The 24,717-nt window shown below is 59.6% G+C and carries 17 protein-coding genes and 1 tRNA gene; 7 read left to right on the top strand and 11 right to left on the bottom strand.

The features are described from left to right. Window positions 1-152: 152 nt before the first annotated feature. The gene (locus BMZ66_RS13380) at window positions 153-2,441 is read left to right on the top strand and encodes a glycoside hydrolase family 2 protein (protein ID WP_234795088.1); all 2,289 of its coding nucleotides are present in this window, start codon (window positions 153-155) and stop codon (window positions 2,439-2,441) included. Window positions 2,442-2,782: 341 nt separating this feature from the next. After that, a complete protein-coding gene (locus tag BMZ66_RS13375; protein ID WP_092674035.1) occupies window positions 2,783-3,895 on the top strand; it encodes a T9SS type A sorting domain-containing protein in 1,113 nt (370 codons plus the stop codon). A gap of 112 nt (window positions 3,896-4,007) precedes the next feature. Here BMZ66_RS13375 and BMZ66_RS13370 read toward each other — a convergent pair whose 3' ends face one another. The 4 genes from BMZ66_RS13370 to BMZ66_RS13355 all read right to left on the bottom strand — a co-directional run bounded on the left by BMZ66_RS13370 (window position 4,008) and on the right by BMZ66_RS13355 (window position 11,831). Then, entirely contained in the window at window positions 4,008-4,223 is a 216-nt protein-coding gene (locus tag BMZ66_RS13370) for a heavy-metal-associated domain-containing protein (protein ID WP_092674032.1), read from the bottom strand. Between the two features lie 162 nt (window positions 4,224-4,385). Beyond that, window positions 4,386-5,516 carry a cytochrome-c peroxidase gene (locus BMZ66_RS13365; RefSeq protein WP_092674029.1) on the bottom strand — a complete coding sequence of 377 codons (1,131 nt, stop codon included), beginning with the start codon at window positions 5,514-5,516 and terminating at the stop codon, window positions 4,386-4,388. Between the two features lie 138 nt (window positions 5,517-5,654). Beyond that, window positions 5,655-8,411 carry a PAS domain S-box protein gene (locus tag BMZ66_RS13360; RefSeq protein ID WP_092674026.1) on the bottom strand — a complete coding sequence of 919 codons (2,757 nt, stop codon included), beginning with the start codon at window positions 8,409-8,411 and terminating at the stop codon, window positions 5,655-5,657. A 387-nt stretch (window positions 8,412-8,798) separates the two neighbouring features. After that, window positions 8,799-11,831, bottom strand: coding sequence for a CheR family methyltransferase (locus BMZ66_RS13355; protein WP_177204718.1), 3,033 nt, complete (start codon window positions 11,829-11,831; stop codon window positions 8,799-8,801). 329 nt (window positions 11,832-12,160) lie between these two features. On the opposite strand from BMZ66_RS13355, the gene BMZ66_RS13350 reads away from it, so the two are divergent. Beyond that, window positions 12,161-13,192, top strand: coding sequence for a chemotaxis protein CheB (locus BMZ66_RS13350; RefSeq protein ID WP_143080199.1), 1,032 nt, complete (start codon window positions 12,161-12,163; stop codon window positions 13,190-13,192). A gap of 115 nt (window positions 13,193-13,307) precedes the next feature. On the opposite strand, the gene BMZ66_RS13345 is transcribed toward BMZ66_RS13350, so the two are convergent. Then, window positions 13,308-13,574, bottom strand: coding sequence for an antitoxin VbhA family protein (locus tag BMZ66_RS13345; RefSeq protein WP_143080198.1), 267 nt, complete (start codon window positions 13,572-13,574; stop codon window positions 13,308-13,310). Window positions 13,575-13,624: 50 nt separating this feature from the next. Next, window positions 13,625-13,981 carry a hypothetical protein gene (locus tag BMZ66_RS13340; RefSeq protein WP_092674017.1) on the bottom strand — a complete coding sequence of 119 codons (357 nt, stop codon included), beginning with the start codon at window positions 13,979-13,981 and terminating at the stop codon, window positions 13,625-13,627. Between the two features lie 748 nt (window positions 13,982-14,729). Here BMZ66_RS13340 and BMZ66_RS13335 point away from each other — a divergent pair. Next, window positions 14,730-15,101 carry a DoxX family protein gene (locus tag BMZ66_RS13335; protein ID WP_092674014.1) on the top strand — a complete coding sequence of 124 codons (372 nt, stop codon included), beginning with the start codon at window positions 14,730-14,732 and terminating at the stop codon, window positions 15,099-15,101. Between the two features lie 134 nt (window positions 15,102-15,235). Here BMZ66_RS13335 and BMZ66_RS13330 read toward each other — a convergent pair whose 3' ends face one another. Continuing rightward, window positions 15,236-17,386 carry a T9SS type A sorting domain-containing protein gene (locus BMZ66_RS13330; RefSeq protein ID WP_092674011.1) on the bottom strand — a complete coding sequence of 717 codons (2,151 nt, stop codon included), beginning with the start codon at window positions 17,384-17,386 and terminating at the stop codon, window positions 15,236-15,238. Between the two features lie 407 nt (window positions 17,387-17,793). On the opposite strand from BMZ66_RS13330, the gene BMZ66_RS13325 reads away from it, so the two are divergent. Continuing rightward, window positions 17,794-19,584 (top strand): ABC transporter ATP-binding protein, encoded by a 1,791-nt coding sequence (locus BMZ66_RS13325; protein ID WP_092674008.1) that lies wholly within the window; start codon window positions 17,794-17,796, stop codon window positions 19,582-19,584. A 47-nt stretch (window positions 19,585-19,631) separates the two neighbouring features. Here BMZ66_RS13325 and BMZ66_RS13320 read toward each other — a convergent pair whose 3' ends face one another. Then, window positions 19,632-20,462 carry a polyphosphate kinase 2 family protein gene (locus tag BMZ66_RS13320; protein WP_092674004.1) on the bottom strand — a complete coding sequence of 277 codons (831 nt, stop codon included), beginning with the start codon at window positions 20,460-20,462 and terminating at the stop codon, window positions 19,632-19,634. A gap of 334 nt (window positions 20,463-20,796) precedes the next feature. Here BMZ66_RS13320 and BMZ66_RS13315 point away from each other — a divergent pair, with 334 nt between their 5' ends. Together BMZ66_RS13315 and BMZ66_RS13310 are read left to right on the top strand one after the other, a co-directional pair. Continuing rightward, the gene (locus BMZ66_RS13315) at window positions 20,797-21,495 is read left to right on the top strand and encodes a Dps family protein (RefSeq protein WP_214606997.1); all 699 of its coding nucleotides are present in this window, start codon (window positions 20,797-20,799) and stop codon (window positions 21,493-21,495) included. Window positions 21,496-21,679: 184 nt separating this feature from the next. After that, a tRNA-Leu gene (locus tag BMZ66_RS13310) sits at window positions 21,680-21,761 on the top strand. Window positions 21,762-21,937: 176 nt separating this feature from the next. On the opposite strand, the gene BMZ66_RS13305 is transcribed toward BMZ66_RS13310, so the two are convergent. Genes BMZ66_RS13305 through BMZ66_RS13295 form a run of 3 tightly spaced genes read right to left on the bottom strand, consistent with a single transcriptional unit; the run spans window position 21,938 to window position 24,708 of the window. Beyond that, window positions 21,938-23,533, bottom strand: coding sequence for an NFACT RNA binding domain-containing protein (locus BMZ66_RS13305; protein WP_092674001.1), 1,596 nt, complete (start codon window positions 23,531-23,533; stop codon window positions 21,938-21,940). A gap of 9 nt (window positions 23,534-23,542) precedes the next feature. Beyond that, window positions 23,543-23,902: a cupin domain-containing protein gene (locus BMZ66_RS13300; protein WP_092673998.1), complete on the bottom strand. Its 360-nt coding sequence runs from the start codon at window positions 23,900-23,902 to the stop codon at window positions 23,543-23,545. Between the two features lie 38 nt (window positions 23,903-23,940). Next, the gene (locus BMZ66_RS13295) at window positions 23,941-24,708 is read right to left on the bottom strand and encodes an MBL fold metallo-hydrolase (RefSeq protein ID WP_092673995.1); all 768 of its coding nucleotides are present in this window, start codon (window positions 24,706-24,708) and stop codon (window positions 23,941-23,943) included. Window positions 24,709-24,717 lie beyond the last annotated feature (9 nt).

Below are 24,717 nucleotides of genomic sequence, written 5' to 3'. Positions count from 1 at the left end.
GCAATACTCCCGATAATCGCTACCTCATGCCTGTCCCCTCTCTGCTTTCCAGTACAATGCTCCGCCCCAGCTGCGGTCTCCTGCTCATAGCCGCCTTAAGCCAGTGCACCAGCTCAGCTAATTCAGAACGGAACACCCAAGCCCCGCCAGCCGTGACTCAATTCAACCAGGACTGGCAGTTTGTGAGGGATGTAGATACCACCGTCACCGCTTCGCTTTTCGCCAAAACAGGCAGCACCGCGCAGTGGGCACCGGTTTCGCTGCCGCACACGCCGCGCATCGAGCCGGTAGTTACCGAGCAACAGCAGTGGCAGGGCATCAGCTTCTACCGGAAGTTTTTTCGGGTGCCAGCGGCTGGCCCGGGGTCCCGCGTGGCCATCGAGTTTGGCGCGGCCATGCACACCGCCGACGTGTACCTGAACGGCCAGAATTTGCAACGGCACGTGGGCGGCTACCTGCCCTTCACCGTCGACATATCGCGCCAAGCGAAGTACGGCGAGGAAAACGTGCTGCTGGTGCGCCTCAACAACCAGGACAGCCCCGTGGTGCCACCCGGCAAGCCCCTGAAAGGCCTGGATTTCAACTTCTACGGCGGCCTGTACCGGCCCGCCCGCCTCATCCTCTCCGACCCGCTGCACATTGCTAACGCCGTGCAGGCCAACCGCGTGGCGGGTGGCGGCCTACTGCTGCACTACGAAAACGTGAGCCCCCAAAGCGCCACCCTGCACCTGCAAACCGACCTGCAGAACGACGCCCCGCAAGCCCAAACTGCTCTGGTGCGCACGGTGCTGCTCAATGAAAAAGGCCAGGAAGTAGCCCGCACCACCAGCGAGGCCGCCAGCGTTGCGCCGGGCGCATCTTCACAGATAAAGCAGCAGCTCAGCATCGCCCAGCCTCAGTTGTGGTCGCCCGACCAGCCCTACCTCTACCGCGCCGTGGTGGAAGTGCTGCGCGACGGCAAAGTAGTCGACCGCCAGGAAACCACTACCGGCGTGCGCAGCATTCGCTTCGCCGCCAAAACCTTCACCCTCAACGGCCAGCCCCTGCGCCTGCGCGGCACCAATCGCCACCAGGAGTACCCCTACCTCGGCTACGCCATCTCGGACAATGCCCAGTACCGCGACGCCTGGAAAATCAAGGACGCGGGCTTCAACTTCGTGCGCTGCTCGCACTACCCGCCCTCCGAGGCTTTCTTGCAGGCCTGCGATGAGCTGGGCTTGCTGGTGATGGACTCCGCGCCGGGCTGGCAGTTTTTTGGCAACGCCGAGTTTCAGAAGAACAGTCTACAGGACATTCGCGACATGGTGCGGCGCGACCGCAACCACCCCAGCATTGTGCTGTGGGAAGCGGCCCTCAACGAGTCGGACATGGCCAAGCCCTTCATGGAGGCGGCACACAAGGCCGTGCACGAGGAGCTGCCGTTTGCCGAAGGCGTGTACAGCTGCGGCTGGCTCGATTATGCTTACGACGTCTTCATTCCAGCCCGCCAGCACCTCAAAGCACCCGATTATTTCAACAAATACGCCAAAGACAAGCCCCTGTTCCTGTGCGAGTACGGCGACTGGGAATACTACGCCCACAACGCCGGCTTCAACCAAACAGCCTTCTCGGGCCTGAAGGAATCAGAGCGCACCTCGCGGCAGCTGCGCGGGCAGGGCGAGCGGGCGCTCACCCAGCAGGCCCTCAACTTCCAGGAAGCCCACAACGACAACTTCCGCGGCCCGGCCGTGGGCGATGCCAACTGGCTGATGTTTGACTACAAGCGCGGCTACGCGCCGGATATTGAGTCGTCGGGCGTGTCCGACATTTTCCGGCTGCCCAAGTTCGCCTACTACTTCTACCAGAGTCAAAACGGCCCCGTGGAAGGCCGCAACGGCTTCGGCAAGCCCATGGTGTACATCGCCAACTACTGGCAGCCCACTTCCTCCAAGCAGGTAGTGGTGTACAGCAACTGCGACGAAATAGAGCTGCAGCTCAACGGCAAGCCCGTGGCCCGGCAGCGCCCCGACGCCACCAAATTTGCTGACCGACTGGCCCACGCGCCTTTCACGTTCACAGTGCCGGCTTTTGCGCCCGGCACCCTCAAGGCTGTGGCCTACCGCAATGGCAAGTCGGCGGCCACTGCCGAGCGGCGCACGCCCGGCGCGGCCCACCACCTGCAGCTGCGCTACGACCGCAGCGGCCGCGACGCCGGCCGCCAGGACGTGCTATTCGTGTACGCCGAAGTAGTCGACGTCAACGGCACCGTGCTGCCCGAGGCCACCAACAGCATCCGCTTCGCGCTCAAGGGAGAAGGCGAGCTCATCGGCGACAACCCCGTGCGGGCCGAGGCCGGCATAGCTACGGTACTAGTAAAAACCGGCCTCGAAAAAGGGACCCTACAGCTGACGGCCACGGGCGACGGCCTGACCGATGCCACGCTAAAGATTGAGACCAAATGAGCCTGTAGCTCCATCACAAGGAGGGAGCTCTTTACAGATGAATCAATCGTTTGCACAGTAAAACCGCAGGGCCAAATATTTTTTTTCGAAATAGCTAAACACAAAGAGGGCAGAATTTTACAAAGTACATACTTGATTCAAAGCTTCTGTTGCCCCTGCTCGCTTCGGGCATGCCGGCCTTCCTATACTTCGCTCCAGCTCCGGCTTTGATTGCGAAGAATGCCGATAGCAGGCTGGTTGCTGAGGGAGCAACCCATCCGCGCAAAGTGACACCATGGTAGCAACCGCAGCCGCTTATTATCTTAATTTATATATTTAACTTCGTTTTCACTTATTCTTTTATGAAGCTATTCCTTACTCTCGGCGCCATGGGGCTTCTCACGGCAGCATCATTCACGGCCCAAGCACAGTTTACGGTTGATGGGCAGGCTACTGCCGCTGAAATCGGCACGGGCCAGGGCAAATACCAGCTGGCAGGCACCTACTCCGGCAATCACCTCGATGCCGACCGCGGCCTACAAGCCCTGTACGTGGGCTACACCGCCACCACCCTCAACCTCATGGTAGTGGCCTCGGGCGAGTCGGCCACTGCCAACGCTTATCGCGGTATCGTACTGTACATCAACACACCCGCGCGAGGTGGGCGGCCGGCTGGCATGGCCCTGGGAGGTAGCGATGTCATGTCGCCGCTCCGGCACAAGCCCGTGCTCGATATGGAAACCGACTACGGCTTCCGGGTATTGCTTGGCCCCGGCCCCAACGAGGCTTTTTTCAGCCGGGTGTCGTACGCAACCGGCCCCGGCACGGCCTCGGTTGCCAACGATACCTACTTCGACGCGTCCGACAAACTCGGAACGGCCATCACCGCCCCAGCCTCGGTAACGGACCTGGCGGGCACCAAAGTGGCCTACCGCAGTAGCGCAAACATCACGGCCAATACCGACAACCGCGGCTTCGAAATTGAGATTCCGCTTTCCATGCTTGGCACCACGGGCACGCCCATTGCCACGGGCAGCCGCCTCGACCTGATGGCCGCATTCATCGAAGGCAATGGCGTCTTCCTGAGCGACCTCATTCCGGGCATTACTGGGCGTACCGCCGCCTACGGTGCCGACCCCGACTTCACCGCCATCGCTGGCAATCAGCACGTGTCGTTTGTGCTGGGCACGGGCGTGCTGCTAGCCAATCGGGCTGCCGTAGCCGCCGGCCTTGACTTTCAGGTGTACCCCAACCCTGCCCGGGCCACCTCCAAGGTAGCCTACAAAGTACCCGCCGGGCAGCAGCCCGTGTCGCTGGCCGTCTACAACACCATGGGGCAGCGGGTGCGCTCGCTGGCCAGCGCGCCGCAGGCCGGCAACCAGGAGTTTGCCCTCGGCAGCCTCCCTGCCGGCACCTACCTCGTGAAGCTGCAAATCGGCGACCAGGTCACCAGCAAAATGGTGGTAATGGAATAGCGTCCCTCGCTCCACCAAATGCCAACAAGAAAGGCGGCCCTGCTTAGGGCCGCCTTTCTTCGTTTTATGCACTAGTGCGGAAGGCGACTGCTCGCCCCCGCTCAGGTCCAACTTATTGGGCTAGTGGCTGAATCTCGAAGCCGGCAGCTTCCACGGCCTCCATTACCTGGCTGGCAGATACCTGGTCTGCAGTGATGGTCAGCACCTTGTCGGGGCTGGCGGTGTCTACCTGCCAGTTGTTGGCGCCTACTTCCTGGTTCAGCGTGGGCGTCACGGCCCGAATGCAGTTGCCGCAGTTGATGGTCGTTTTAAAGCGAAGAGTTGACATGGCGAAAAGTAAAAGCTAGTTGAAAAATTGAGAAAAGTCCGTAAGCCTACGCGTTAGCAAGCCCCGAATCAACTCTACAAAATTACCGGCTGGCCCACGGCATCGCGGCATAGAATTGCTGCGCGAAACCTGCAAAATTCTGCCCTCAGGGGAGCCCGGCGCCTACGGCTGAGGCCGCGAAAAGCGTGGGTCCCGGATAAACGTAGAGTCCGTGAGCGTGCGCATGAAGGCCACAATCTTGGCCTTCTCGTCGGCCGTGAGCTCCAGCGTGCGGCTCAGCTGGCGCGGGTCGTTGGTGGTGTTGAGCATCAGCGGGTCGATGGTGGGGCTATTCAGGGCCACGTGCTCGTTGTAGTGGTCCACCACTTGCTCTAGGGTGGCAAAGCGGCCGTCGTGCATGTAGGGCGCCGTCAGAGCTATGTTGCGCAGCGACGGCACCCGGAACTTGCCATCGTCGGTGGGCAGGCCGGTTTGCAGGCCCAGGCCGCGGTCCGGCGGGTTAACGTCGAGGCCGTTGTTGCTGAAGGTGTGGTTGGTTTGCAGGTCGCCGCTGTGGCAGTCGCCGCAGTTGCCGCCGCGCATCCGGCCGTCGGGGTGGGTGCTGAACAGCACCAGCCCCTGCTGCTCGAAGGTTGAGAGCGCCGTGCGGTTGCCGCGCCGGAACTGGTCGTAGCGCGAGTTGCCCGAAATGAGGGTGCGCTGGAACTGGGCCAGGGCCTTGAGCGTGTTCGCTTCGGTGATGGTGCTGCTGCCGAAGGCCTGGCGGTACAGCGGCGGGTAAGCCGGCAACTGCTGCAGGCGCGCCACGCCTACTTGCAACGACTGGTGCATTTCTTCCGGCTTCTCGATGGGAATGCGGGCCTGGGTTTCCAGGGTACTGGCTTCGCCGTCCCAGGTGAGCTTGGGCTCCCACAGCAGGTTGGCCAATGACATGGAGCTGCGCGTGGTCTGGGCGTTGTTCACGCCGCGCGAGCGGGCCAGCCCGTCGGTGAAAGCCAGCTCCTGGCGGTGGCACGTCCCGCACGACACGGCGCTGTTCCGCGACAAGGCCGTTTCGTAGAACAGCCGCCGGCCCAGCGTCACGCCCTCCACCGTGAGGGGGTTATCGGCCGGCTGGGCGGGAGGTGTCGGGAAATTACTGGGGATTATCAGGTTGTAAGCCGTGGGCCCGGTCACGGGGCCCGTGGGGTCTTCCGGCTCCACGGCGCCCGGGCTGCGCTCGCAGGCGGCCAGGCCCAGCAGCAGCCCCGCGCCGGCCAGCATCGTTCGTATGCTTTGTTTGGCTAGAAACATATCATTGGTAACGGGCTGCCTGAAAAGGCACACGGTGTGCCCCCTCGAAGACCAGACAATCAGCGCCCTGCGAAAGTTACAACTTCCTCCCGCTAAATGTTGGAGATCAGACTTCCTTTTGGCGCGGCGGCTGTTCCGCTACTCGTCGAGCGAGAAGCTGACGATGGTGCCCTGGCCCAGGCGGGAGTCGATGGAAAGCACCCCGCCGAGCAGGGCCACGCGGTTGCGCACCCCCGACAGGCCCATGCCAGCCAGCGGCAAAGTGGTCAGCGCGTTGGGGTCGAAGCCACAGCCGTTGTCTTCCACGCTCACTTCTAAGCGCTGCTTTTCGCGAACCACGTGCACCACCACTTCGGTGGCCTGGGCGTGCTTCATAATATTATTGAGCAGCTCCTGCACAATGCGGTACACGGCAATTTCCACCGTCGGGCGCAGGCGCTCCTCCAGGTTCACGAGGTGCAGATGCACGGGCAGGCCGGTGGGCGTGATGCGCTTGCTGAGCTCCAGCAGGGCCGTGCGCAGGCCAAAGTCCTCCAATATGCCGGGGGTGAGCTCGAAGGAGATGGTGCGAGTGGTTTGAATGGCCTCGTGCAGCAGCTTCAGCGAAGCCCGCGGCGAGGACGGTGTGCCGCCCCGCCCTTCCAAGCTCAGCTTGGTGGCGTATAGCACCTGACCCAAGCCGTTGTGCAGGGCCTCGGCAATGCGCTTGCGTTCGGTTTCCTGCGTGGTAAGAATGGCCGACAGCACGTCCTGCTGCTGGCGCAGGCGCAGCTGGGTGGCTTCTTCGGCCAGCCGGTCGCGCTCGGTCACGTCCCGGAAGATGATGAGAATGCCCGTGATTTCTCCCTGCTGGCGCAGCGGCACGTGGTAGGCATCGTAGTGCCCGGCGCGGTGCTCGAATGGCTGGCCGGCCAGTAGCACTTGCTCGCCAGCCAGCACCCGGCCCACTACCTCTTTGGCTTCGTCGCAGTCGAGCCGGGGCAGCACATCGAACAGGGGCTGGCCCAATACGTCGCTGGCCTCCTGGCCAAAATAGCGGGTGGCTTGGCGGTTCCAGGCCGTAACAATGCCAGTGCGGTCAATGGCCACAATGCCGTCTACGCTGTTTTGCAACAGGCTCTCGGTGAACTCCTTTTCGGCTAGCAGCTGGCTTTTCTTTTCCTCAATCTCCGTCACATCAAATACCAGCAGCAGGGCTTGCTGCTGCTGCTGGTCGAAGAAGCCGTAGATGTGCACGTGCAAGTTCTGCTCGTCGCCCTCCACGGTGGCCAGAAAGTCGTTGTGTCCGCCCTCCAAAATCACCTTGATTTGCTCGCGGTAACGAGGAAAAAGGTCCAACACGTTGCGGCCCAGCGTGGCTTCTTTCGACAGGCCCGGGTTAGCGAGTTCGGCTCCCGTGCGCTCAATTATGGTTCCGTCCGGCTGCAGTCGGGCCAGCACCACGGGCAGGTTATCAAGCACCCCGGCCATCACCAGGCTTTTGTAGTGCAGCTCTTCTTCAGCGGTGTAAATGGCCGTAACGTCACGCATCACGCCGGCAAAGCCCCTTAGCTTTCCTCGCTCGTTGGCAATGGCCCGGCCCGCCGTCGACACGTAGTGTACCGAGCCATCGGGCCACACTACCCGGTAGTCGAGGGCCAGCGGCGACTTCGTGGCAATGGCTACCTCGGTAGCTTCCCACACGCGGGCAGCATCAGCGGGATGAAACCGTTCGCGCAGCACCTCCACCGGCACGGGCTGGGGGCTGTGCACCAAGCCGAAGATGGCCTGGGCGCGTTCGTCCCACACCACTTGGTTGTGGGTGAGGTCCCAGGTGAAGATGCCGGTCTCAGAAGCATCCAAGGCCAGGCTTAGCCGGGCTTCGCTTTCGCGCAACTGCTCCACGGCAGCGCGCTCGGCGGTCACGTCGCGCCAAATAATGTGCACCAGCGGGGGCTTGCCGTGCCCGTCCTCAATGGGCGTGAGCACGGCTTCAATCCAAATTTCCTCGCCCGTCACCTTGTGCATCAGGCATTCGCAGCGCTTGGAGCCCGTGTGCATGGCCTCCTCCACCGACTTTCGAAATATTTCGACGGTACGCCGGCCGTCGGGCTGAACCTCTGGCGTGTGCGTCCAGGCATTGCGCCCCACTATCTCGTCCCGGTGGCTTGCCCCCACCAGGCGCAAGGCCGCGGTGTTGCAGTCAATGTACGTATGCCCCTGCAGCAGCAGCACGGCGTCGTGGCTGTCGTTGAAAAGCCGACGGAAGCGCGCTTCGCTGGCAGCCAGCGCGGCGGTGGTCTCGTGGCGGGCAGTAGTGTCTATCACGGCCAGCCGGCACTGGGGGTTGGCGGCCACATTCTCCGGAGATTCCTCCATGCGTAAGCCTTCCAACAGGGCATGAAACGGGGTGCCGTCCTCCCGCTGCAACATAATATCGCAGCTCAGCGTGCGCGAAGTGGAGAGTACGCGGGCCAGAAACTGCCCGAATTCAAGCCGGCTGTTGGGGGCCACAAACAACGCAAAACGCCGCCCCATCAGGCGCTGGCGCACGGTGCCCAACAGCTTACTGGCGCACAGGTTCAGCTGCTGAATAAGGCCAGTGGCCGTGAGCGTGAAATAGCCCACTGGGGCAAAATCGTACAGGTCCACGTACTGGGCGCGGGCGTTTTGCACCTCGGTTTGGGCCAGCAGCAGTTCTTCGTATTGCATTTCAAGTTCAATCTGGTGCACCTGCAGCTCCTGCATCATGCGCTTTACCTCTTCGGGTGACCTATTTTCTGTTCCCTGGGTCACCAGGTATTGCCGCCGCTCTGCGCGCGAACGCAGCGATGCCAGGGCCGCATGCACGTCCGTCATTGGGGGCCTCTCTCCTTCTTCAAACAGGTTCAAGCCAGAAGCGTATTCGTTATTCATAGCTAAGGACGAGAATGAGCCCTTGTTTGTACAGCAGCGGTAGTGGGACTGCGTGAAAGCAGGAGGAAGGTGACTAGCTCACAATGTATACGTTAATTAGCCAATCTTAACCATAGCTGGCCGCGCATCAACGGGGCATTTCCTGCCGAAAGCTCAACGGCAAGGCTGATATAAGCAACATACTATTGGAGTTGATTGGCAGCTTTTTAGCACGAGGCCTGAGCTAAAACCACATTAATAAAAAAGTTTTCAGCATGTGCTGCAGGAATTCGTTCCGGCGCTGGGGGTTGGCACCGGTAGAATCGCCTGCTTGGTGGGCACCAGCACTAGAAGTGCTGCGATAGCTAAACGGGCGCTACCGCAGCAATCATGGCCAGGTGCTGGCTTTTACTGCGGCGTTACGTCCCGTACCCCCAGCAGCAGCTTGCTTTTCGAGGCAAGGTCGTTGGCAATGCAGCGGCCGTACACCTGCAGCTGACGAAGTCCGGCGCCCGGAAAGTCCGCTTCAAACCGAAAGTCGTCGAAAGCAGCACCGGGTTCTTTCAGCAGCTTTTCGAGGCGCTGGCGCACCTCGGGCTGCCGCCACATGCCGCCGTCGAGCTCACTTAGGGGCCGGCCCTTAGCCTCGGTCGGCTCTACTCCAAACAGCTCGGCAAACGACTGGCTCACGGCCAGCACCGCCAAGCGGTGGTCGAGCACCAGCAGGGGCTCACGCACGGTTTCTACCACGGCCTCGGCCATGCGGCTGCTTTCCTGCAGCTGGGCTTCCAGGGTTTTGAGGTCGGTGATGTCGGTGAAGGTGATGACGGCCCCGCTGATGTAGTTATCCAGCGTGCGGTAGGGCAGTATGCGCATGACGTACCACTCGCCGGTGGTGGTCTGGATGTTGGCTTCCACGCTCACCAGGCGGTCGAGCACCTGCTGCACGTCCTGGGCCAGGTTCTCGCGCCGCAGGTTGCTGGCAAAATGCGTGATGGGCCGGCCCACGTCGCCGGGCATCAGCGAAATGATGCGTTGCACCGGCGGCGTAAACCGCTTTATCACCATGTCATTATCCAGGAAAATGGTGGCAATTTCGGTGGCGTCCAGCAGGTTCTTCATGTCGTTGGCCGCCAGGCTCAGCTCCTCGGTTTTGCTGAGGTACTGCATGTTCAGGGTCATGAGCTCCTCGTTGAGGCTCTGCATCTCCTCCTTGTTGGTCATGGCCTCCTCGTTGGTGCTTTGCAGCTCCTCGTTGGCGCTTTGCAGCTCCTCGTTGGTGCTTTTCAGCTCTTCCACGCTGCTTTCCATCTCCTCAATGGTGGTTTGGAGGCGGTGCTTGGTGTACTGCAGCTCTTTTTCGAGGGCGGCCACCACGGCGTCGCGGCTGAGGTCGGCGCCCATACTGGCTTTGCCCAGGCGCACCTTGCGGGGCGTGGGTTGGTCCTCAAACACCATCAGCAGCAAGCCGGCCAGCTGCTCGGGCTCTTCCAGGTACTTCACCGTGACGCGGATGAGCTGCACGCCGAGCTCGGTTTTCACTTTCACGTTTTCGGCCACGGCGTCTTGCCGGGTGGAGGCCGCCTTGTGCACCGTTGCGCTGATTTCGTAGTTCAGCTCCTCGCGGGCCATTTCAAACACGTTCATGCCGCCCAGGCCGGGAGCGGGCTCCAGGTAGCGGCCGGTGCGGCCGTTCACGTACAGGATTTCACCTTTGGTGTTGATGACCACGGCGGGCGGGGTGTACTGGCGCAGCAGCACCCGCTGCACCAGCGTAGCGAAGGGGCCGTCTTTACGGGGAGTGTTCGGATGCATAGTGCCAGCGGCAGGTGCGGGGCTGGCCTGCGGCCGCGCTAGAGAAAAGGGGAAACTAACAATGCGGGTGAGAGGCGAAGCGGCGTCGGAGCGGCGCGAAATCTTCCACTTCACGTCCAGCGGCGCAAACAAGTCCTGGAAGCCGGTGAGGTTTTCGCTTGGCCCCAAAAACAGCAGGCCACCGGGGTTGAGGGCGTAGTGAAACACCGGCAAGATGCTTTTCTGCAGCTCGGACGACAGGTAAATCAGCAGGTTGCGGCACACCAGCAAGTCAAGCTTGGTGAAAGGCGCATCCTTGGTGAGGTTGTGCACGGCAAAAATCACCACGTCGCGCACTTCTTTCTTTATCTGGTAGAAGCCGTCTACTTTGATGAAAAAGCGGGCCAGACGCTCGGGGCTCACGTCGGCCTCGATGCTCTCGGGGTACATGCCGGCGCGGGCCTGGTCGATGCCATCGGGGTTGATGTCGGTGGCGAAAATCTGAATTTTCAGGTAGCGCGTTGGGTCTACCCCGTCCAGGCATTCCAGCAAGGTCATGGCCAGGGTGTACGCCTCTTCGCCCGTGGAGCAGCCCGGCGACCACACGCGAATCACGCTATCGGCGGGCTTCTGGCGCAACAGGGGCAACAGCCGCGCCTTTAGGTTGTCGAAGGCCTCCCTGTCGCGGAAAAACTTGGTTACCCCAATCAGCAGCTCCTTAAACAAGGCCTCGACCTCGGCGGGGTTTTCCTGCAGCAAGCGTACGTAGTGCGTAAACTCGTGAATCTGGTGCGAATTCATGCGGCGCTCGATGCGCCGGAACACGGTATTGCGCTTGTAAAAGGAAAAGTCGTGCCCGGTCTGGGCCCGGATGAGGATGAAGATTTTCTGCAGGGCGTGGGCCGGCTTCGACGCCGACTCGGCCACCTCGCGGCGGGGCCGCGCCAGCAGCGGCTTGTGAACGTATTCCAGCAGCTTGGCCGGGAGCTGCTCGGCGGGCAGCACGTAGTCGACAAACTCGGTGGCCAGGGCCGAGCGCGGCATCGAGTCGTACTCGGCCGTTTCAGGCGACTGCACCATCACCATCCCAAAGTTTTCCATCACCATCTTCAGGCCAATGGTGCCGTCGGAACCCATGCCCGAGCAAATGACGCACACGGCGCGCTCGCGGGCATCCTTGGCCATGCTCTGGAAGAAGTGGTCGATGGGCAGGCGGCGCGCCGCGGGCTGCGTGGGCGCAAACAGCAGCAGCGTGCCGTGCAGGATGCTCATGTCGCGGTTCGGCGGAATAACGTACACGTTGTTGGGCCGCACCTTGAGGCCATCGGCCGCTTCCTGCACCGGCATCGACGTAAAGTTTTGCAGCACCGCCACCAGCTCCGAGCCCTGACTGGGCGAGAGGTGAGTAATCACCACGAAGGCCATTCCGCTGTCGGGGCGCATGTTCAGGAAGAACTGCTCGAAGGCCTTGAGCGAGCCCGCCGAGCCCCCCAGCCCCACTAGGGGAAACTTGTCTTCGGGCTCTTCCTGGCGCTGAACCATGCGCAGCTGAGCCGCCGAAACGGGCAGCTCGCGGGGCAGGTCCTCAATGGGGGTTTCAACGAGCACAGGCTCGTCAGCAACGGAATCGGGCGAGGAAGGAGTCATGGGATGAATAAAAGCGAGCAGGCAGTGCCTACCCTCACGAAAGCCAGAGCTAATGCAAGCACCCTGGAAACTGGTAAGCTCAACGAGCCGCCCACGGGAGTGCGTGGCTACGTTGCCGCTAGCATCGCGGCGGCGACCAGCGCGCCGCGACACTTCTCCAAAATTAACCGAAAATTGCGGCTCTCCCCGGCCTTTTGCACTACCAAGCCGTATTAAGAGCTTATCTGAAAAGCACTCGAAGCCACGCTGGATGCACCGGCAGGGGTCGAATCGCCTCCCTTTTTTCGGATCCCCCCCTTAGTAGTAAGAAACCTCGCTTTTATATTTCCGTGTCAGCGCCTTCTCACTTAATTGTTATTGGTACGTCTGCCGGCGGTATGCCGGCCCTGGTGCAGTTGGTAGCGCAGCTGCCCGCTTCCCTGACCGCCGCTGTGCTGGTAGTGCAGCACTTCGCACCCGACTCCGACGGTGAGCACTTGGTGAAGCGCCTGGCTCGCCACACCGAGCTTGACTGCCGCCTGGCTGTGAGCGGCGACCCCATCGAAGCCGGCACGCTCTACCTCGCGCCTCCCGACCGCCACTTGCTGGTGAAGGACCGCCAAAAGCCCTACACCTTCGTTACCAAAGGCCCTCGCGAAAACAACTACCGCCCCGCGGTCGATGCCTTGTTTCGGTCAGCGGCCGTTACCTACGGGCCAGCGGTGGTGGGCGTGGTGCTCACCGGCATGCTGCACGACGGCACCGCCGGGCTCGAATTTATCAAGCGCTGCGGCGGCGTGGCCGTGGTGCAAGACCCGCAAGATGCTGAGTTTCCCAGCATGCCGGAAACGGCCCTTCGCAACGTCGCCGTCGATTACGTCGTGCCCCTGAACATGCTGGGGCCGCTGCTCGAAGAAATTACGCGCGGTACGGTTCCCGACACCACCGCCACCAACATACCCGAAGACCTTAAACACGAGGCCGCCATTGCGGAAAGAGTTGTGGGCAATACCGAAGACGTCGAAAAAATCGGGCACATCGTGCCCCTTACCTGTCCCGACTGTGGCGGCAACCTCTGGGAGCTCGAACACGGCCAGGTGCTGCGCTACCGCTGCCACACCGGCCACACCTTCACAGCCAATTTTCTGCTGCGCGAAACCCAGCACAACCTGGAGGAAACCCTATGGGTGGCTCTGCGCATGATGGAAGAGCGCCGTAACCTGCTCAGCGCCATGGCCACGCGCGAGCCCGGCGTGTACGCCTCGCACCAAACCGAACGAATCGAGGAATTGAAGAAGCACGTGAACCGCTTGCGCGAGTTCTTACTGAACGGCAACGCGGCTAGCAGCAGCGCTGCCTCGCCCCAAGAAGACTACGACTAGCAGCCTTGGCGCCAAGCGTTGTGGTTGGTTGTTTCAAATTTGGCATGGGGCTAATGCTCCGCTGCCGCGCACTGGCCAGCAGCCACTGCTGCCCCAGCCATGCACACAGGAGACATCAAGTGATGCTGCCGCGGTTGAGGTACTGCCGGAAGGCGGCGTGCTCCTGCGCCATTTGCTCGCGCACCTGCGCAATGGCTTGAGCCAGGGTGATTTCGCCGCTCACGTAGCGCTGAAAATAAGCCAGTGTTTCCTCGTTAGGCTCCGTTCCACCTAAGGTCTGGATAGCTAGCGTACTCTCCGCCGTGCGCTGCCGGCGTGCCCAGTCTTTGCGCTGGTCGTCGTTCAGGTGCTGCGGCATGGGCTTGAAGTTAGGGGTAGACATAACTTTGGGCACGTAATTTTTAATCAGCGAATACAGTAGCCAACGGGCTCTCATGCCACCAAGCGCAGGCCGCTTTGCCAGGCCGCGTCAATCAAAGTAGAGGCGAAACAGATGCTGGGGGTCAGCCGCCACTTAAGCAGGGCCTGCTTCACGCCGTCGGAGGCGTGCACCACCACCAGTTGCCTGTGCTGCCCTTGCAGCATGTGGTGAAAATCCCACAGGGTTCGGGCGGCCTCAGCTGACAGGAAATCACCTAATAACTCGCAGTCGACCCAAACGGAAGGTTTGCCGCTTCGGCAGGCACACTTCAGCGAGTAGTCGAGTGCATACTCGGGGGCGTTGGGGCTACCCGGGGTCAGGAGAAGCAAGTAGCTCTCGGGGAGCAATTCGTGGTAAACAGTTGTCATAGCGGCGGGTGAAGAGGTAAAATTTATAATGCACTGATTTTAAGTTAATCGTAGTTTACGTTAAGTTACAGGCAATGCTTTGTTGCACCAACGGCCATACAAAGTTCAACTTTCAAATTCCCGAAACCGAAAGGGAAAATACTGAATTGAGGAAAGAAAAACACAGAATAAGTACGTATTATTCAATGTACTTTTTCAATAATTTTATTGTTTAATTCGAATAATCATTTTACTATACCTTCAAGCCCTACTTTAAGAATACTACAATGTCGAGCGCTCTTCGCACAGAACAATTGTACCGATAAGACCACGGCATGCCACTTCGGGTTGCATTGTAAATATTCAATTACTGCACGCAACCATGAATATATGTTCAATAAACCAGTAAAACAAGTTCTACCTCACGGACTTGCAGGCGCCAGCCCAAAGCTCCCCATCGTGTTTGTAAGCAAAGCTTCAAACCACTGCCGCCAGGGCAATTTTCCTTACAGCGACCCAGACTGTGAATTTTGCAGATGCCTCTACAAACGATAGTAAGTCAAACACCCTAGCCAGAGGCTGATTGATTGTCTGATGGTTTTATAAAAGAGAATTTGCTAATGCCGCTGCTTCAACCTGCGAAACCATCGAAGTATTTCAAAGTATTATAGGCCTGTGGCACGTCGTGAAAAGCAGGCATGATACCAACGATTGGCCGGGCGTCAGCCACTTTCTCAACCATTTTTTTAAATCTCAACCACTTCACACCATGAGCACATCAGTACGCAACGTCATTGCTTGGATTCTCCAAATCCTGCTGGCCATCGTCTTTATCAAGTCCGGATTCGATAAACTCAGCAATGCCTCTCAAACCGTTGGCTTTTTCGGCAGCATGGGCCTGCCTGGTTGGATGGCCTACCTCGTGGGCGGGGGCGAGCTGCTGGGCGGCATCGGCCTGCTCATTCCCCAAACGGTGCGCCTGGCAGCCGCGGGGCTCATCATCATCATGATTGGTGCACTGGTGATGCATGCCACCAAGATTCCGGGTGGCCTGGCAGGCGGCGCTTTTGCCGGCGCCCTGCTGCTGGGGCTGGTTATTGTGCTGCTGCTGCGCCGCCCGGCCCGCCAGCTGCTGGCCTAGCCCCTCCTGCCCACAGTCCCGGCTTTCCCGGCAGCCGCATACATCACAAAGCCCCCCGGCTTTCTCACCAAGTGAGAGGCCGGGGGGCTTTGCATTTGTACACTGGGCGGGCTATTACCAGCCGCGCCACCAACTTATTTGCTGAAGCGGTATACCTTGGCGTCTCCGCCGTTGCGCACCTGCACGAAGTACAGGCTATTAGCAGGCAACTGAGCAGTAGGCACGTCCAACTGACGGTTGTTGCCAGCCTGCTCGCGGTGCTCCTGCCACACCACCCGGCCGGCCGCGTCCATAATCTGGATATCGACGGGGCCGCTCAGGGGGTTGGCAAACAGTATTTTGACTTCCGTAGTAGCGGGGTTCGGAAACAGGGTGGCTACGCCGCGGCCTTCGTTGCTCACGGCCGCTACCGGGCTGTAGTTGAAGGCACCATCGGTATCAACTTGCCGCAGGCGGTAGTACGACGCACCGGCCAAAGGAGCGGGGTCGAGGGTGGCGTAGCGCCGGTTCTGGCTGCTGGTGCCGCTGCCGGCCACTCGGGTCACTTCCTCAAAGTTGCGGCCGTCGGCACTGCGCTCCACGGCGAAGTAGGCATTGTTGCGCTCAGTGGCGGTTTCCCAGTTCAAACGCACGCCGTCCTTCTGCAGCGCGGCTCCGAAGTGAGTGAGCGACACGGGCAGCGGCTGCACTAGCACCACGGGCGTAGTCAAAATACAGCCGCTGCCGTCGTACGCCACGTTCAATACCTTGCCCTGCGCCAGCAGGCCCACGGCGTAGGAGTTGATGGTTTTGGTATCGCCCGACAAGGGACCGCTCTCCAGTCCTGGCCGGCCCCATTTATGCGAACCCGAAGGGGTATTGTCGCCGATGGGATTGCGGATGGGCGTCGAGAAATTGGGGTCCAGGTTGGTATCGTCGTAGAACAGGAAGTCGATGAAGCCGTTGTTGTTGCCGGGCCGTACCGACCGCACCGTGATACCGGCCTCATCGGCCGCTTCGCAGTCGTACATGGGGAAGTTCACTGGCCCTACCCCGCTCGAAAAAACTAGGCTGATGTTTCCGGCTGGCACGCGCGCGCCCGAGTCGGTGGTGCCGTCCCACTCGAAGACGTTTGCCGTGTTCGAAATTCTGGTTGTACCTTCTAGTACCCGGTCGGCCGTAGCTTCGTAGGTCCCGCTGTTGTTGCCGTCGATGAAGATAAGGCCGAACCCAGCTTGGTCGACGGCTAGGTTAAAGACAGTGCGGCGGTTGGGCGCCGTGCCCGTGCACGTGGTGGTGATGGTGGGCGAATTGGGAGGGATCGTGGACGGGTATACGGCATTGTCCGGGTCGTTCACAAACATCTTGTATTCGGCGTAGCCCAACGAGAGCGCGCTGGTGGGCTGGCTCTTTCGGCGAAGCTTATAATCGGTACCATCCACACCGGTACCGAACTTATTGGCTGTGAGCAAGGTGCCAAACGGGCGCATGCGTGCGTAGCTCACTTGCTTTACGAAAAAGCTCTGGTTGTTGAAGTTAGGGTTGGGAATGAGCGGGTACAGCGCAAAGGTGGTAGCAAACTGGTTGGCAAAGCTCCCAGCAGAAAAAGACCAGGCCGACGAGTACAGACGGCCGGGCTTTTCGCCGCCACTGTCGCGGACGGTGAAGTCCCAGCAGTCGTAGTATGACTTGCTGCTAATAACAGCCGGATTGTTTCCAGTCAGCTCTACTTGTTCAAACTCAATCCACACATCCTGGGCAGCATTGGTGGTGTTGGTGTACGTAAGGGGGGTGTAACCGCCCGCTGGGGCCGTGCCACCTTGGTATTTGGGGCCAATGGCAGCCTCTTCAGGCGTATTAATCACCCCAGCAGCGACAGCGAGCGTTGCGTTGTTAAGATTTGTGCCCGAAGCTGGCGATAAATAGGTGGTAATTGTATTATTATTATTCCCGTTGCCTCGTTTGAGTTCCAGCCGCAAGCGTGTGTTGTTATTACCAGCATTGATGCGGCGAACGCCATAGTAAAGTGTTTCGCCAGGCCGAACGTGAATGTATAGTCGCTCAAGTAGGTCTGAATCGGGCTTCAAAAAGCCTTTTGAGCTAGAGCTTATTTGTGAGTTGCCACCATCGTCGTGTTGCAGGTAGCCCACAAAATTGTTTGCCCCTGTAGCCGTGCCACGGGTGCCCGTGCCCGGAGTCAGGTTTTTAGAACCCTCGGCGTGCGCCTGCGGCGACGCCAGATTGGCTGCTAATACGGCACCGGCCACTGCCAGTTTCAAATTAACATAAGTAGATTTTTTCATCATTCTAGAGGTGTTTTCAGAGGGTGAGTAGATTTATAATAGTTAGACTTTGCTTATAATATAGCATTTAGGCTCAGCTGCAAAAGTAAAACAGTATTCTGTATAAAAACAACTAATAGAAACCTAATAAGCTTATTAATAATAAAATAACAATCCTTAACAAAAGACTTATTATAAATTATTAACTTATTAATTGTATTATTATTTTGATAAAATTTCAACTCACCACTTTGCGGCCGAATTGAATAACTTAAAGAAATCTAACAGCCTATTTCTTACTAGTTGCTTCACTCATGTGGAGAGCCAAATAAATATGCACCTCATCCGTCTGCCTGCTTCCAAACCATTGGTTCTTGACCGGGTTGATAGACCTTGCCCGCACCAGTAGCCTAGGCCTTTACTTTTGTTGAATGAAGATTTTATATAGCTACCTGCGTAACTACTGGGGGCTGCTGGCACTGGCCCTGGTGCTGGCTACCGTCAACCAAGTGTTCTCGCTGCTGGACCCCTACCTCTTCCGCAGGCTGGTAGACCACTTTGTGCCGAAAAACGGCGACATAAGTGGCCTGCAGCTGGTGCCGTTCTGGCCGTTCTTTCGGGAAGCCATTCCCTACATCGGCATGATGCTGGGCGTGGCCATGGTGTCGCGCATTGCCAAAAATTTCCAGGACTACTACGTCAACGTCATCACCCAGCGACTCGGGGCCAAGATGTATTCCGACGGCCTGCGCCACTCGCTGGAACTACCTTACCAGGTGTTTGAAGACCAGCGCTCGGGCGAAACCCTGGGCAAGCTGCAGAAGGTGCGCATCGACGTAGAAAAGCTTATCCAGAGCTTCGTGAACGTGCTGTTTACGGCGCTGGTGGGCATCATTTTCGTAATGTGGTACGCCATCACGGTGTACTGGCCCATTGCGGCGGGCTACTTCCTTACCATTCCGCTGCTCGGCATTCTGAGCTACGTGCTGAGCAAGCGCATCAAGGTGATTCAGAAAACCATCGTGGCCGAAACCACGGCCCTGGCCGGCTCCACCACCGAGAGCCTGCGCAACATTGAGCTCATCAAGAGCCTGGGCCTGGCCCAACAGGAAACCGAGCGCCTGAATGCTACCACCAGCAAAATCCTGAAGCTGGAGTTGCGCAAGGTGCGCTACGTGCGCTCGCTTTCCTTCGTGCAAGGCACCTTCGTAAACCTGCTGCGCAATGTCATCATTCTGCTGCTGCTGTACTTGCGGGTGCAAAATCACATCAGCTTAGGCGAGTTTTTCTCGTTCTTCATCTACTCGTTTTCCATCTTCGGGCCCTTGCAGGAGTTGGGAAACATCATCGGCATCTACCGCGAAACTGAAATCTCCCTGGCCAACTTCCAGCAGATTCTCGACACGCCCAAAGACGTGAAGCCGGCCCAGCCCAAGTCAGTAGCCCACATTGAGAATCTGGCGTTTGAGCAAGTGAGTTTTAAGCACCTCACCGCCAACGCCCCGGCGCTATCCGGCATTTCATTTAGTACCAAGCTGGGCGAAACCATTGCGTTTGTAGGTCCTTCGGGCTCCGGCAAAACCACGCTGGTGAAACTACTGGTAGGCCTCTACCCTCCCCTTTCCGGCCAGATTCTATACAATGGCATTCCCGGCGCTGAAATCGACCTGGACGAGTTGCGCGAGCAAATAGGTTTTGTAACGCAAGACACGCAGTTGTTTTCCGGCACCATTCGCGAGAACCTGCGCTTTGTGGCGCCCAACGCGACGGATGAAGAATGCCTGCGTGCCCTGCACCAAGCGGCGGCGACCTCCCTGCTGGCCCGCGCCCCCAAAGGCCTGGATTCGGTTATCGGCGAAGGCGGCGTGAAGGTATCGGGCGGCGAAAAGCAGCGCCTCAGCATTGCCCGGGCCCTGCTGCGCAAGCCCACGCTCATGGTGTTCGACGAAGCCACCTCGGCCCTCGACTCTCTCACCGAAGAAGAAATCGGCAAGACGGTGCGCGAACTGTCCGGCTCGCGCCAGCACATGACCATCCTCATTGCTCACCGCCTCAGCACCATCCTCCACGCCGACCGCATTTTCGTGCTCGAGCGCGGCCACATTGCCGAGCAAGGGCGCCACGCCGAGTTGTTGCAGCAAAAAGGCCTGTACTACGCCATGTGGCGCCAGCAAATTGGCGAGCGCAAGGAAACGGCGGCTACAGAAGCCGTAGTGGTTTAAGCAGGGCAGCGCTTATAAGATGGGGCGGTGCCCCTGCAGGGCCACTGTTACTCTATTACTATCTGCTTCGGGTCGAAATCAACCTTTGGCGGCTGCGGGTTCATTGCCTCCAAGGTCGCCACCACTATTTCCGCAATGGCCAGGTCGCGGGCCCACTTTTGGTCGGCGGGAACTACAAACCACGGCGCCTCAGCGGGAGAGCAATGGGTTAAGGCATCTTCGTAGGCCGCCTGGTAGTCGGCCCAGCGTGCCCGTTCTTTCAAGTCGCTTGGGGCAAATTTCCAGTGCTTGGCGGGGTCGTCGAGGCGGGCTTGCAGTCGCTCGGCCTGCTCCTCTTTAGAGATATGCAGGAAGAATTTGAGGACGACGGTGCCGTTATTGGTCAACAGCGATTCGAAGTTGTTGATGTCCTCGTAGCGCTGCAGCCAGGTTTTCTCGTCAATCAGGCCGTGCACGCGGGTGATGAGCACGTCTTCGTAGTGCGAGCGGTTGAATACGGTGATGTGGCCCTTGCCGGGCGTGTGCGGGTGAATGCGCCACAGAAAATCGTGGTTCAGCTCCTTGGTCGAAGGGGCTTTGAACGGCGCTACGTGCACCCCAGCCGGGTTTACGCCCGTCATAAGCTTCTCGATGGCGCCGTCCTTGCCGCCTGTGTCCATGGCCTGAAACACCAGCAGCACACTGCGCGAATGCTCGGCATACAGAAGCTCCTGCAGGGCGTTCAGTCGCTGACGTAGCTCCTGTAAGCGGGTCTCCGCCCCCTCCTTGTCAATGTCTTGCTTGGCAAAGAACACTTTGCCGTTGGTGTCGATGTCGGCCAGCTTCAGGCTTTTACCGATGACCTGCACGGCCGCTGTTTTTGGTAGGGTAAGTTTCATGGTGGAATTTGGAAGGAGAAAGCAAACTTTTAGAAGAAAAAGCACGGACCTGCGGGCACATCCGCATCAACCTTAATAGTTGCAGGCACCAAACCTCGTCCCTTATCAAACGGCGCGAGCGGCAAAACGGCTATCGCGCCAGCTACCGCGTGCAGAGCCGACCCACCTTGCAAGGCTAAGTCCGGCTAAGTGAAGGCGTAACTTGAGATACAACAAAATCAGGGCGAAAGCCAGCGAAACACTAACTCCTGGTAGTGCTTTACGTACGCTAGAATAGCATAATCTGCCCCGAATTACTTCGGCTATTTCTTTCACCTCACTAGTTTCCAGAATTATGGCATCACCCGCCAAAGCCGCTGCTCCCAAAGCCGCTGTCGCTAAAAAAACCGCTGCTCCCAAGAAGAATGAGTCGGCCCTCGCTTCGGGCGCCAACGCTGGCAAAGGCGCTGGCAGCAATGCCGCTGTCGACATTCAGCCCCGCCTCAACCAGCAGCAGAATGCCCCCATGCCCACCCAGCGCTACGGCACCGTAAGCCAGCGCCTGCCCATTGGCCTGAGCGAAAGCACCCGCCAGGAAAGCGTAACCATGCTCAACCAGCTGCTGGCCGACACCATCACGCTGCGCGACATGTACAAAAAGCACCATTGGCAGGTAGTGGGCCCCACTTTCTACCAGCTGCACCTGCTGTTCGACAAGCACTACGAAGAGCAGTCGGTGCTGGTAGACGCCATTGCCGAGCGTATTCAGATTCTGGGCGGCGTGGCTATTGCCATGGCCCACGACGTGGCCGAGCTCAGCACCATTCCCCGCGTGCCCCGCGACCGCGAAGAAGCTCCCATTCAGGTATCGCGCCTGCTCGATGGCCACCAGCGCATCCTCAAGAACTGCCACGACTACGCCGACAAAGCCGATGAGTGCGGCGACGATGGCACCAACGACCTCATTGTGAGCCAACTGGTGCGCACCAACGAGATGCAAGTGTGGTTCGTGGCCGAGCACGTAGTCGACTCGCCCCTCACCCAAGCCGAGTAATTTCGTTTCCTATCCAACTCGGATTCAGCTCGAAAGGCCGCTCATTCCAGAATGAGCGGCCTTTTTTGGGAAAATTGATTGCCGCAGGTTGCGGGGGCACCACCGGCCGGCTATCTTTGCACCCGCTTCGCCGCCTCAGCGAAGCCGGTTTCGGCCGAGTTGCCCAGGTTTAGTTGCTCTCTTTGCGCACGTGGTGAAACTGGTAGACACGCCATCTTGAGGGGGTGGTGCCTTCGGGTGTGGGAGTTCGAATCTCCCCGCGCGCACGCAAACAAAAGGCCCGTTCTGTTAACTCAGAACGGGCCTTTTTGCTGTAGCGCAGCCGTGCCCGGCAGGGACTCTAGTCCGTGTCTCCGGACGACAACCAAATGATTTGCAAACGGCGTGGAGACGCGAACTACAAAGTCCCTGCCGGGTACGGTCGCGCTACACGGCAACGGGGCTACTGCCCGTCAAAGGGGTTGCCAGGCTTCACCAGCACCACTCGCTCCCGTTCCACTACTACCTGGCCGGGCAAGGCACCTTTGGGCTTGCGCACAAATTTTTTGGGGGTCACCGTCACGGGGCACAGCGAATCGTGCTGACGGCGGGAGTACCAGCCGGCCAGCTGGGCAGCATGCTCTATTACCGGTTCCGGCACCGGCTGGCCCGCCTTGTGGCGGATGACGACGTGCGAACCCGTTACATCCTTGGCGTGCAGCCAGAGGTCGTCTTTGTGAGCATATTTCTGGGTCAGCAGGTCGTTGTTGGTGGCGTTGCGCCCGACCAGTATGGTGAAGCCCCGGTCTTCAAATACCTTAAACGGCAATTCGGTAGGCGCTTTGGCAGCGGCCGGCGTGGGGTCGAGGCCGTGCTGCTTGCGCCAGGCGCGCAGGCCCCGCAGCTCCGCCAGGCCAGGCACGGTATCCATCTCTTCGAGGCGCTCCATGGCCGCGAGGGCTTCGGCTTCGCGGCGCGCAATGCGCTCGGCCAGCTGCCGTTCCTCAATTTGCTGGTTTTTGCCTTTGCGGTAGAGGTTCTCGGCGGTGTGCTGCGGTTTCTCGGTGCGCTTTAGCTTAATGAGCTTGGGCTGATTGGTATAAAAATCAACCACTTCAATTTGGGTGGCGCCGGCCGGAATATCGTGCAGATTGGCCATGATGAGGTCAGCCGTGTGGCGGTAGCCGGCCTCGTGGGCCAGGGCGTGCAGGCGCTGGCGGGCGTGAGTGGCGGCGGCACTGGCTTCGTCGGCGCGGCGCTCCAGCAACTGGCGCAGCTGCTTGGTTTCCATTTCCAGGGCGCGTCGGCCCAGGGCCATGGGCACGAAGCGCCGCAGGGCTGCAACGGGGTCATCGCCGGGCAGCGTTTCGAGCACATCGCCCAAGGGCAACAAGCTCAGGCGGGTGCGGCCGTCGAGCTGAATGAGGTAGTAATGCGCGGGCTTTTCCAGCTGGGCCAGTACCTGGTGCACCATGCGCGTCTTAGTTTCCGGCGAGGCAGCATCGTAGCCATTTTGGCGGAGGTAGCGGGCAGGCAGGTCTGCGAGCGGGGGCGGCAGCTTAGTCTGAACCGCGGATTTATCGGATTCAGTGGAAAGGTCGGATTTCGAGGACGAAGCAGGTGGAGCGGTTTGCGGGCGCAGGTCGGCGTCGGCCAGTAGCTTCTGCTGGAACAGTTGGGCCGGGGCATCCGGAGCGGCGCGGAATATAGCGTTGGGACGCGGGCCGTAGAGCTTGAACACCAAGCGGGCGCCGCTGCGGAAATTCACTTGCAGCACTCGGTCTTGCGGCCAGGGCACAACGGTTTCAACCTGCTCACCCAACAGGTCGGGGAACAAGTCGACGGAGTTGGAGCGGGCCCGCTGAAAGGTTTCGGGCAGGGCCAGGGCGGGTAAGTTGGCCCCTAGCTGGGCCTTCAGCCAGAACTCCTGGGTGCCGTTGGTTAGGCCCACCACCAACTCGTCCTTTTCCTGCGAGAAGCACACGGCCACGCGGTAGCCCCGCAGGCGGTCGGTGAGCGCAGGGGCCAGCTGACGCAGGAAATAATAGTTGGTATGCAAAGGGAGGGATTAAATTCGGGGTAGCTCGTGGCGAGTCAGCTTGTGCTCCACATCGCCGGTGTGGCGGGTGGCCTGGGGCTCAACCAACATAATCCAGGTTTCTTCGCTCGCGTGCGGACGGTGCTCTAATCCCCGCGGCACCACCAGCATCTCGCCCGGATTTATAGTAGCAGTGTGGTCGCGGAACTCGATGTGCAGCTGACCCTTCACCACCACAAACAGCTCGTCTTCGGCTTCATGGCTGTGCCAGACAAATTCGCCCTGCACCTTGGCCAGCTTAACATGTTGGTCGTTTAAGTCGGCCACTACGTGCGGGTGCCAGGGGTCAGTAAATCGGGCGAATTTTTCTTCGAGGTTGATAACGTCCATGGCCAAATTTGAGAAAAAGGGCAGCTACCTTACCTAAATCACACCTCCACCTTCAGCCCATCATAGGCCAGCCGTATCCACGGCGGCAGCTCGGCTTCTACGTCGAGGTGGCGGCCCAGCTGGTGGCTGATGTGCGTGAGGTAAGCCCGCCTGGGTTTTGCCTCTTCTAAAATCTCGATGGCCTGGGCCAGGGTGAAATGCGAGATGTGCTGCTCGCGGCGCAAGGCGTTGAGCACGATGACGTCGGCATCGCGCAGGTGAGCCCTGGTTTCGGGCCCGATGTGGTTGGCATCGGTGAGGTAGCAGAAGCCGCCGATGCGGAAGCCCAACACGGGCAGCTTGTGGTGCAGGGCCCGCAGGGGCTGCACCGATATGCCGAGCATGTCGAACGGCTCATCGTCGCGCTCAATGGGGTGCAGGCGCACGCGCGGCACGCCGGGGTACTTGTGCTCGGCAAAAATGTAGGCAAACTCCTGTTGCAGCTGGCGTAGCACGCGGGGCTCGCCAAAGACCGGCATGTCGGTTTGCTGCCGAAAATTGAAGGCCCGGATATCGTCGAGGCCGGCGGTGTGGTCCTTGTGCTCGTGGGTAAAGAGCAGGGCATCGAGGTGGGTGACGCGGGCGCGCAGCATTTGCTGGCGGAAGTCGGGGCCCGAATCAATCACGATGCTCTGGTCGCCAATGGCCAGGTGCACCGACACCCGCAGGCGCTGGTCGCGGTGGTCTAGCGAGCAGCACACCTCGCAGGTGCAGCCTATCATGGGCACGCCGGAGGAAGTGCCAGTGCCGAGGAAAGTAACGGTCATTTTTGAGCT

This window comes from Hymenobacter arizonensis (assembly GCF_900115775.1).
GTDB lineage: Bacteria > Bacteroidota > Bacteroidia > Cytophagales > Hymenobacteraceae > Hymenobacter > Hymenobacter arizonensis.
This window is presented reverse-complemented; position numbering and strand designations above follow the sequence as displayed.

Coding starts and splice junctions, on each gene's coding strand:
- BMZ66_RS13300 (WP_092673998.1), bottom strand. CDS start 23,902: ATGGACGTTATCAACCTCGAAGAAAAATTCGCCCGATTTACTGACCCC.
- BMZ66_RS13345 (WP_143080198.1), bottom strand. CDS start 13,574: ATGTCTACCCCTAACTTCAAGCCCATGCCGCAGCACCTGAACGACGAC.
- BMZ66_RS13295 (WP_092673995.1), bottom strand. CDS start 24,708: ATGACCGTTACTTTCCTCGGCACTGGCACTTCCTCCGGCGTGCCCATG.
- BMZ66_RS13315 (WP_214606997.1), top strand. CDS start 20,797: ATGGCATCACCCGCCAAAGCCGCTGCTCCCAAAGCCGCTGTCGCTAAA.
- BMZ66_RS13360 (WP_092674026.1), bottom strand. CDS start 8,411: ATGAATAACGAATACGCTTCTGGCTTGAACCTGTTTGAAGAAGGAGAG.
- BMZ66_RS13320 (WP_092674004.1), bottom strand. CDS start 20,462: ATGAAACTTACCCTACCAAAAACAGCGGCCGTGCAGGTCATCGGTAAA.
- BMZ66_RS13365 (WP_092674029.1), bottom strand. CDS start 5,516: ATGTTTCTAGCCAAACAAAGCATACGAACGATGCTGGCCGGCGCGGGG.
- BMZ66_RS13330 (WP_092674011.1), bottom strand. CDS start 17,386: ATGATGAAAAAATCTACTTATGTTAATTTGAAACTGGCAGTGGCCGGT.
- BMZ66_RS13335 (WP_092674014.1), top strand. CDS start 14,730: ATGAGCACATCAGTACGCAACGTCATTGCTTGGATTCTCCAAATCCTG.
- BMZ66_RS13325 (WP_092674008.1), top strand. CDS start 17,794: ATGAAGATTTTATATAGCTACCTGCGTAACTACTGGGGGCTGCTGGCA.
- BMZ66_RS13370 (WP_092674032.1), bottom strand. CDS start 4,223: ATGTCAACTCTTCGCTTTAAAACGACCATCAACTGCGGCAACTGCATT.
- BMZ66_RS13355 (WP_177204718.1), bottom strand. CDS start 11,831: ATGACTCCTTCCTCGCCCGATTCCGTTGCTGACGAGCCTGTGCTCGTT.
- BMZ66_RS13340 (WP_092674017.1), bottom strand. CDS start 13,981: ATGACAACTGTTTACCACGAATTGCTCCCCGAGAGCTACTTGCTTCTC.
- BMZ66_RS13375 (WP_092674035.1), top strand. CDS start 2,783: ATGAAGCTATTCCTTACTCTCGGCGCCATGGGGCTTCTCACGGCAGCA.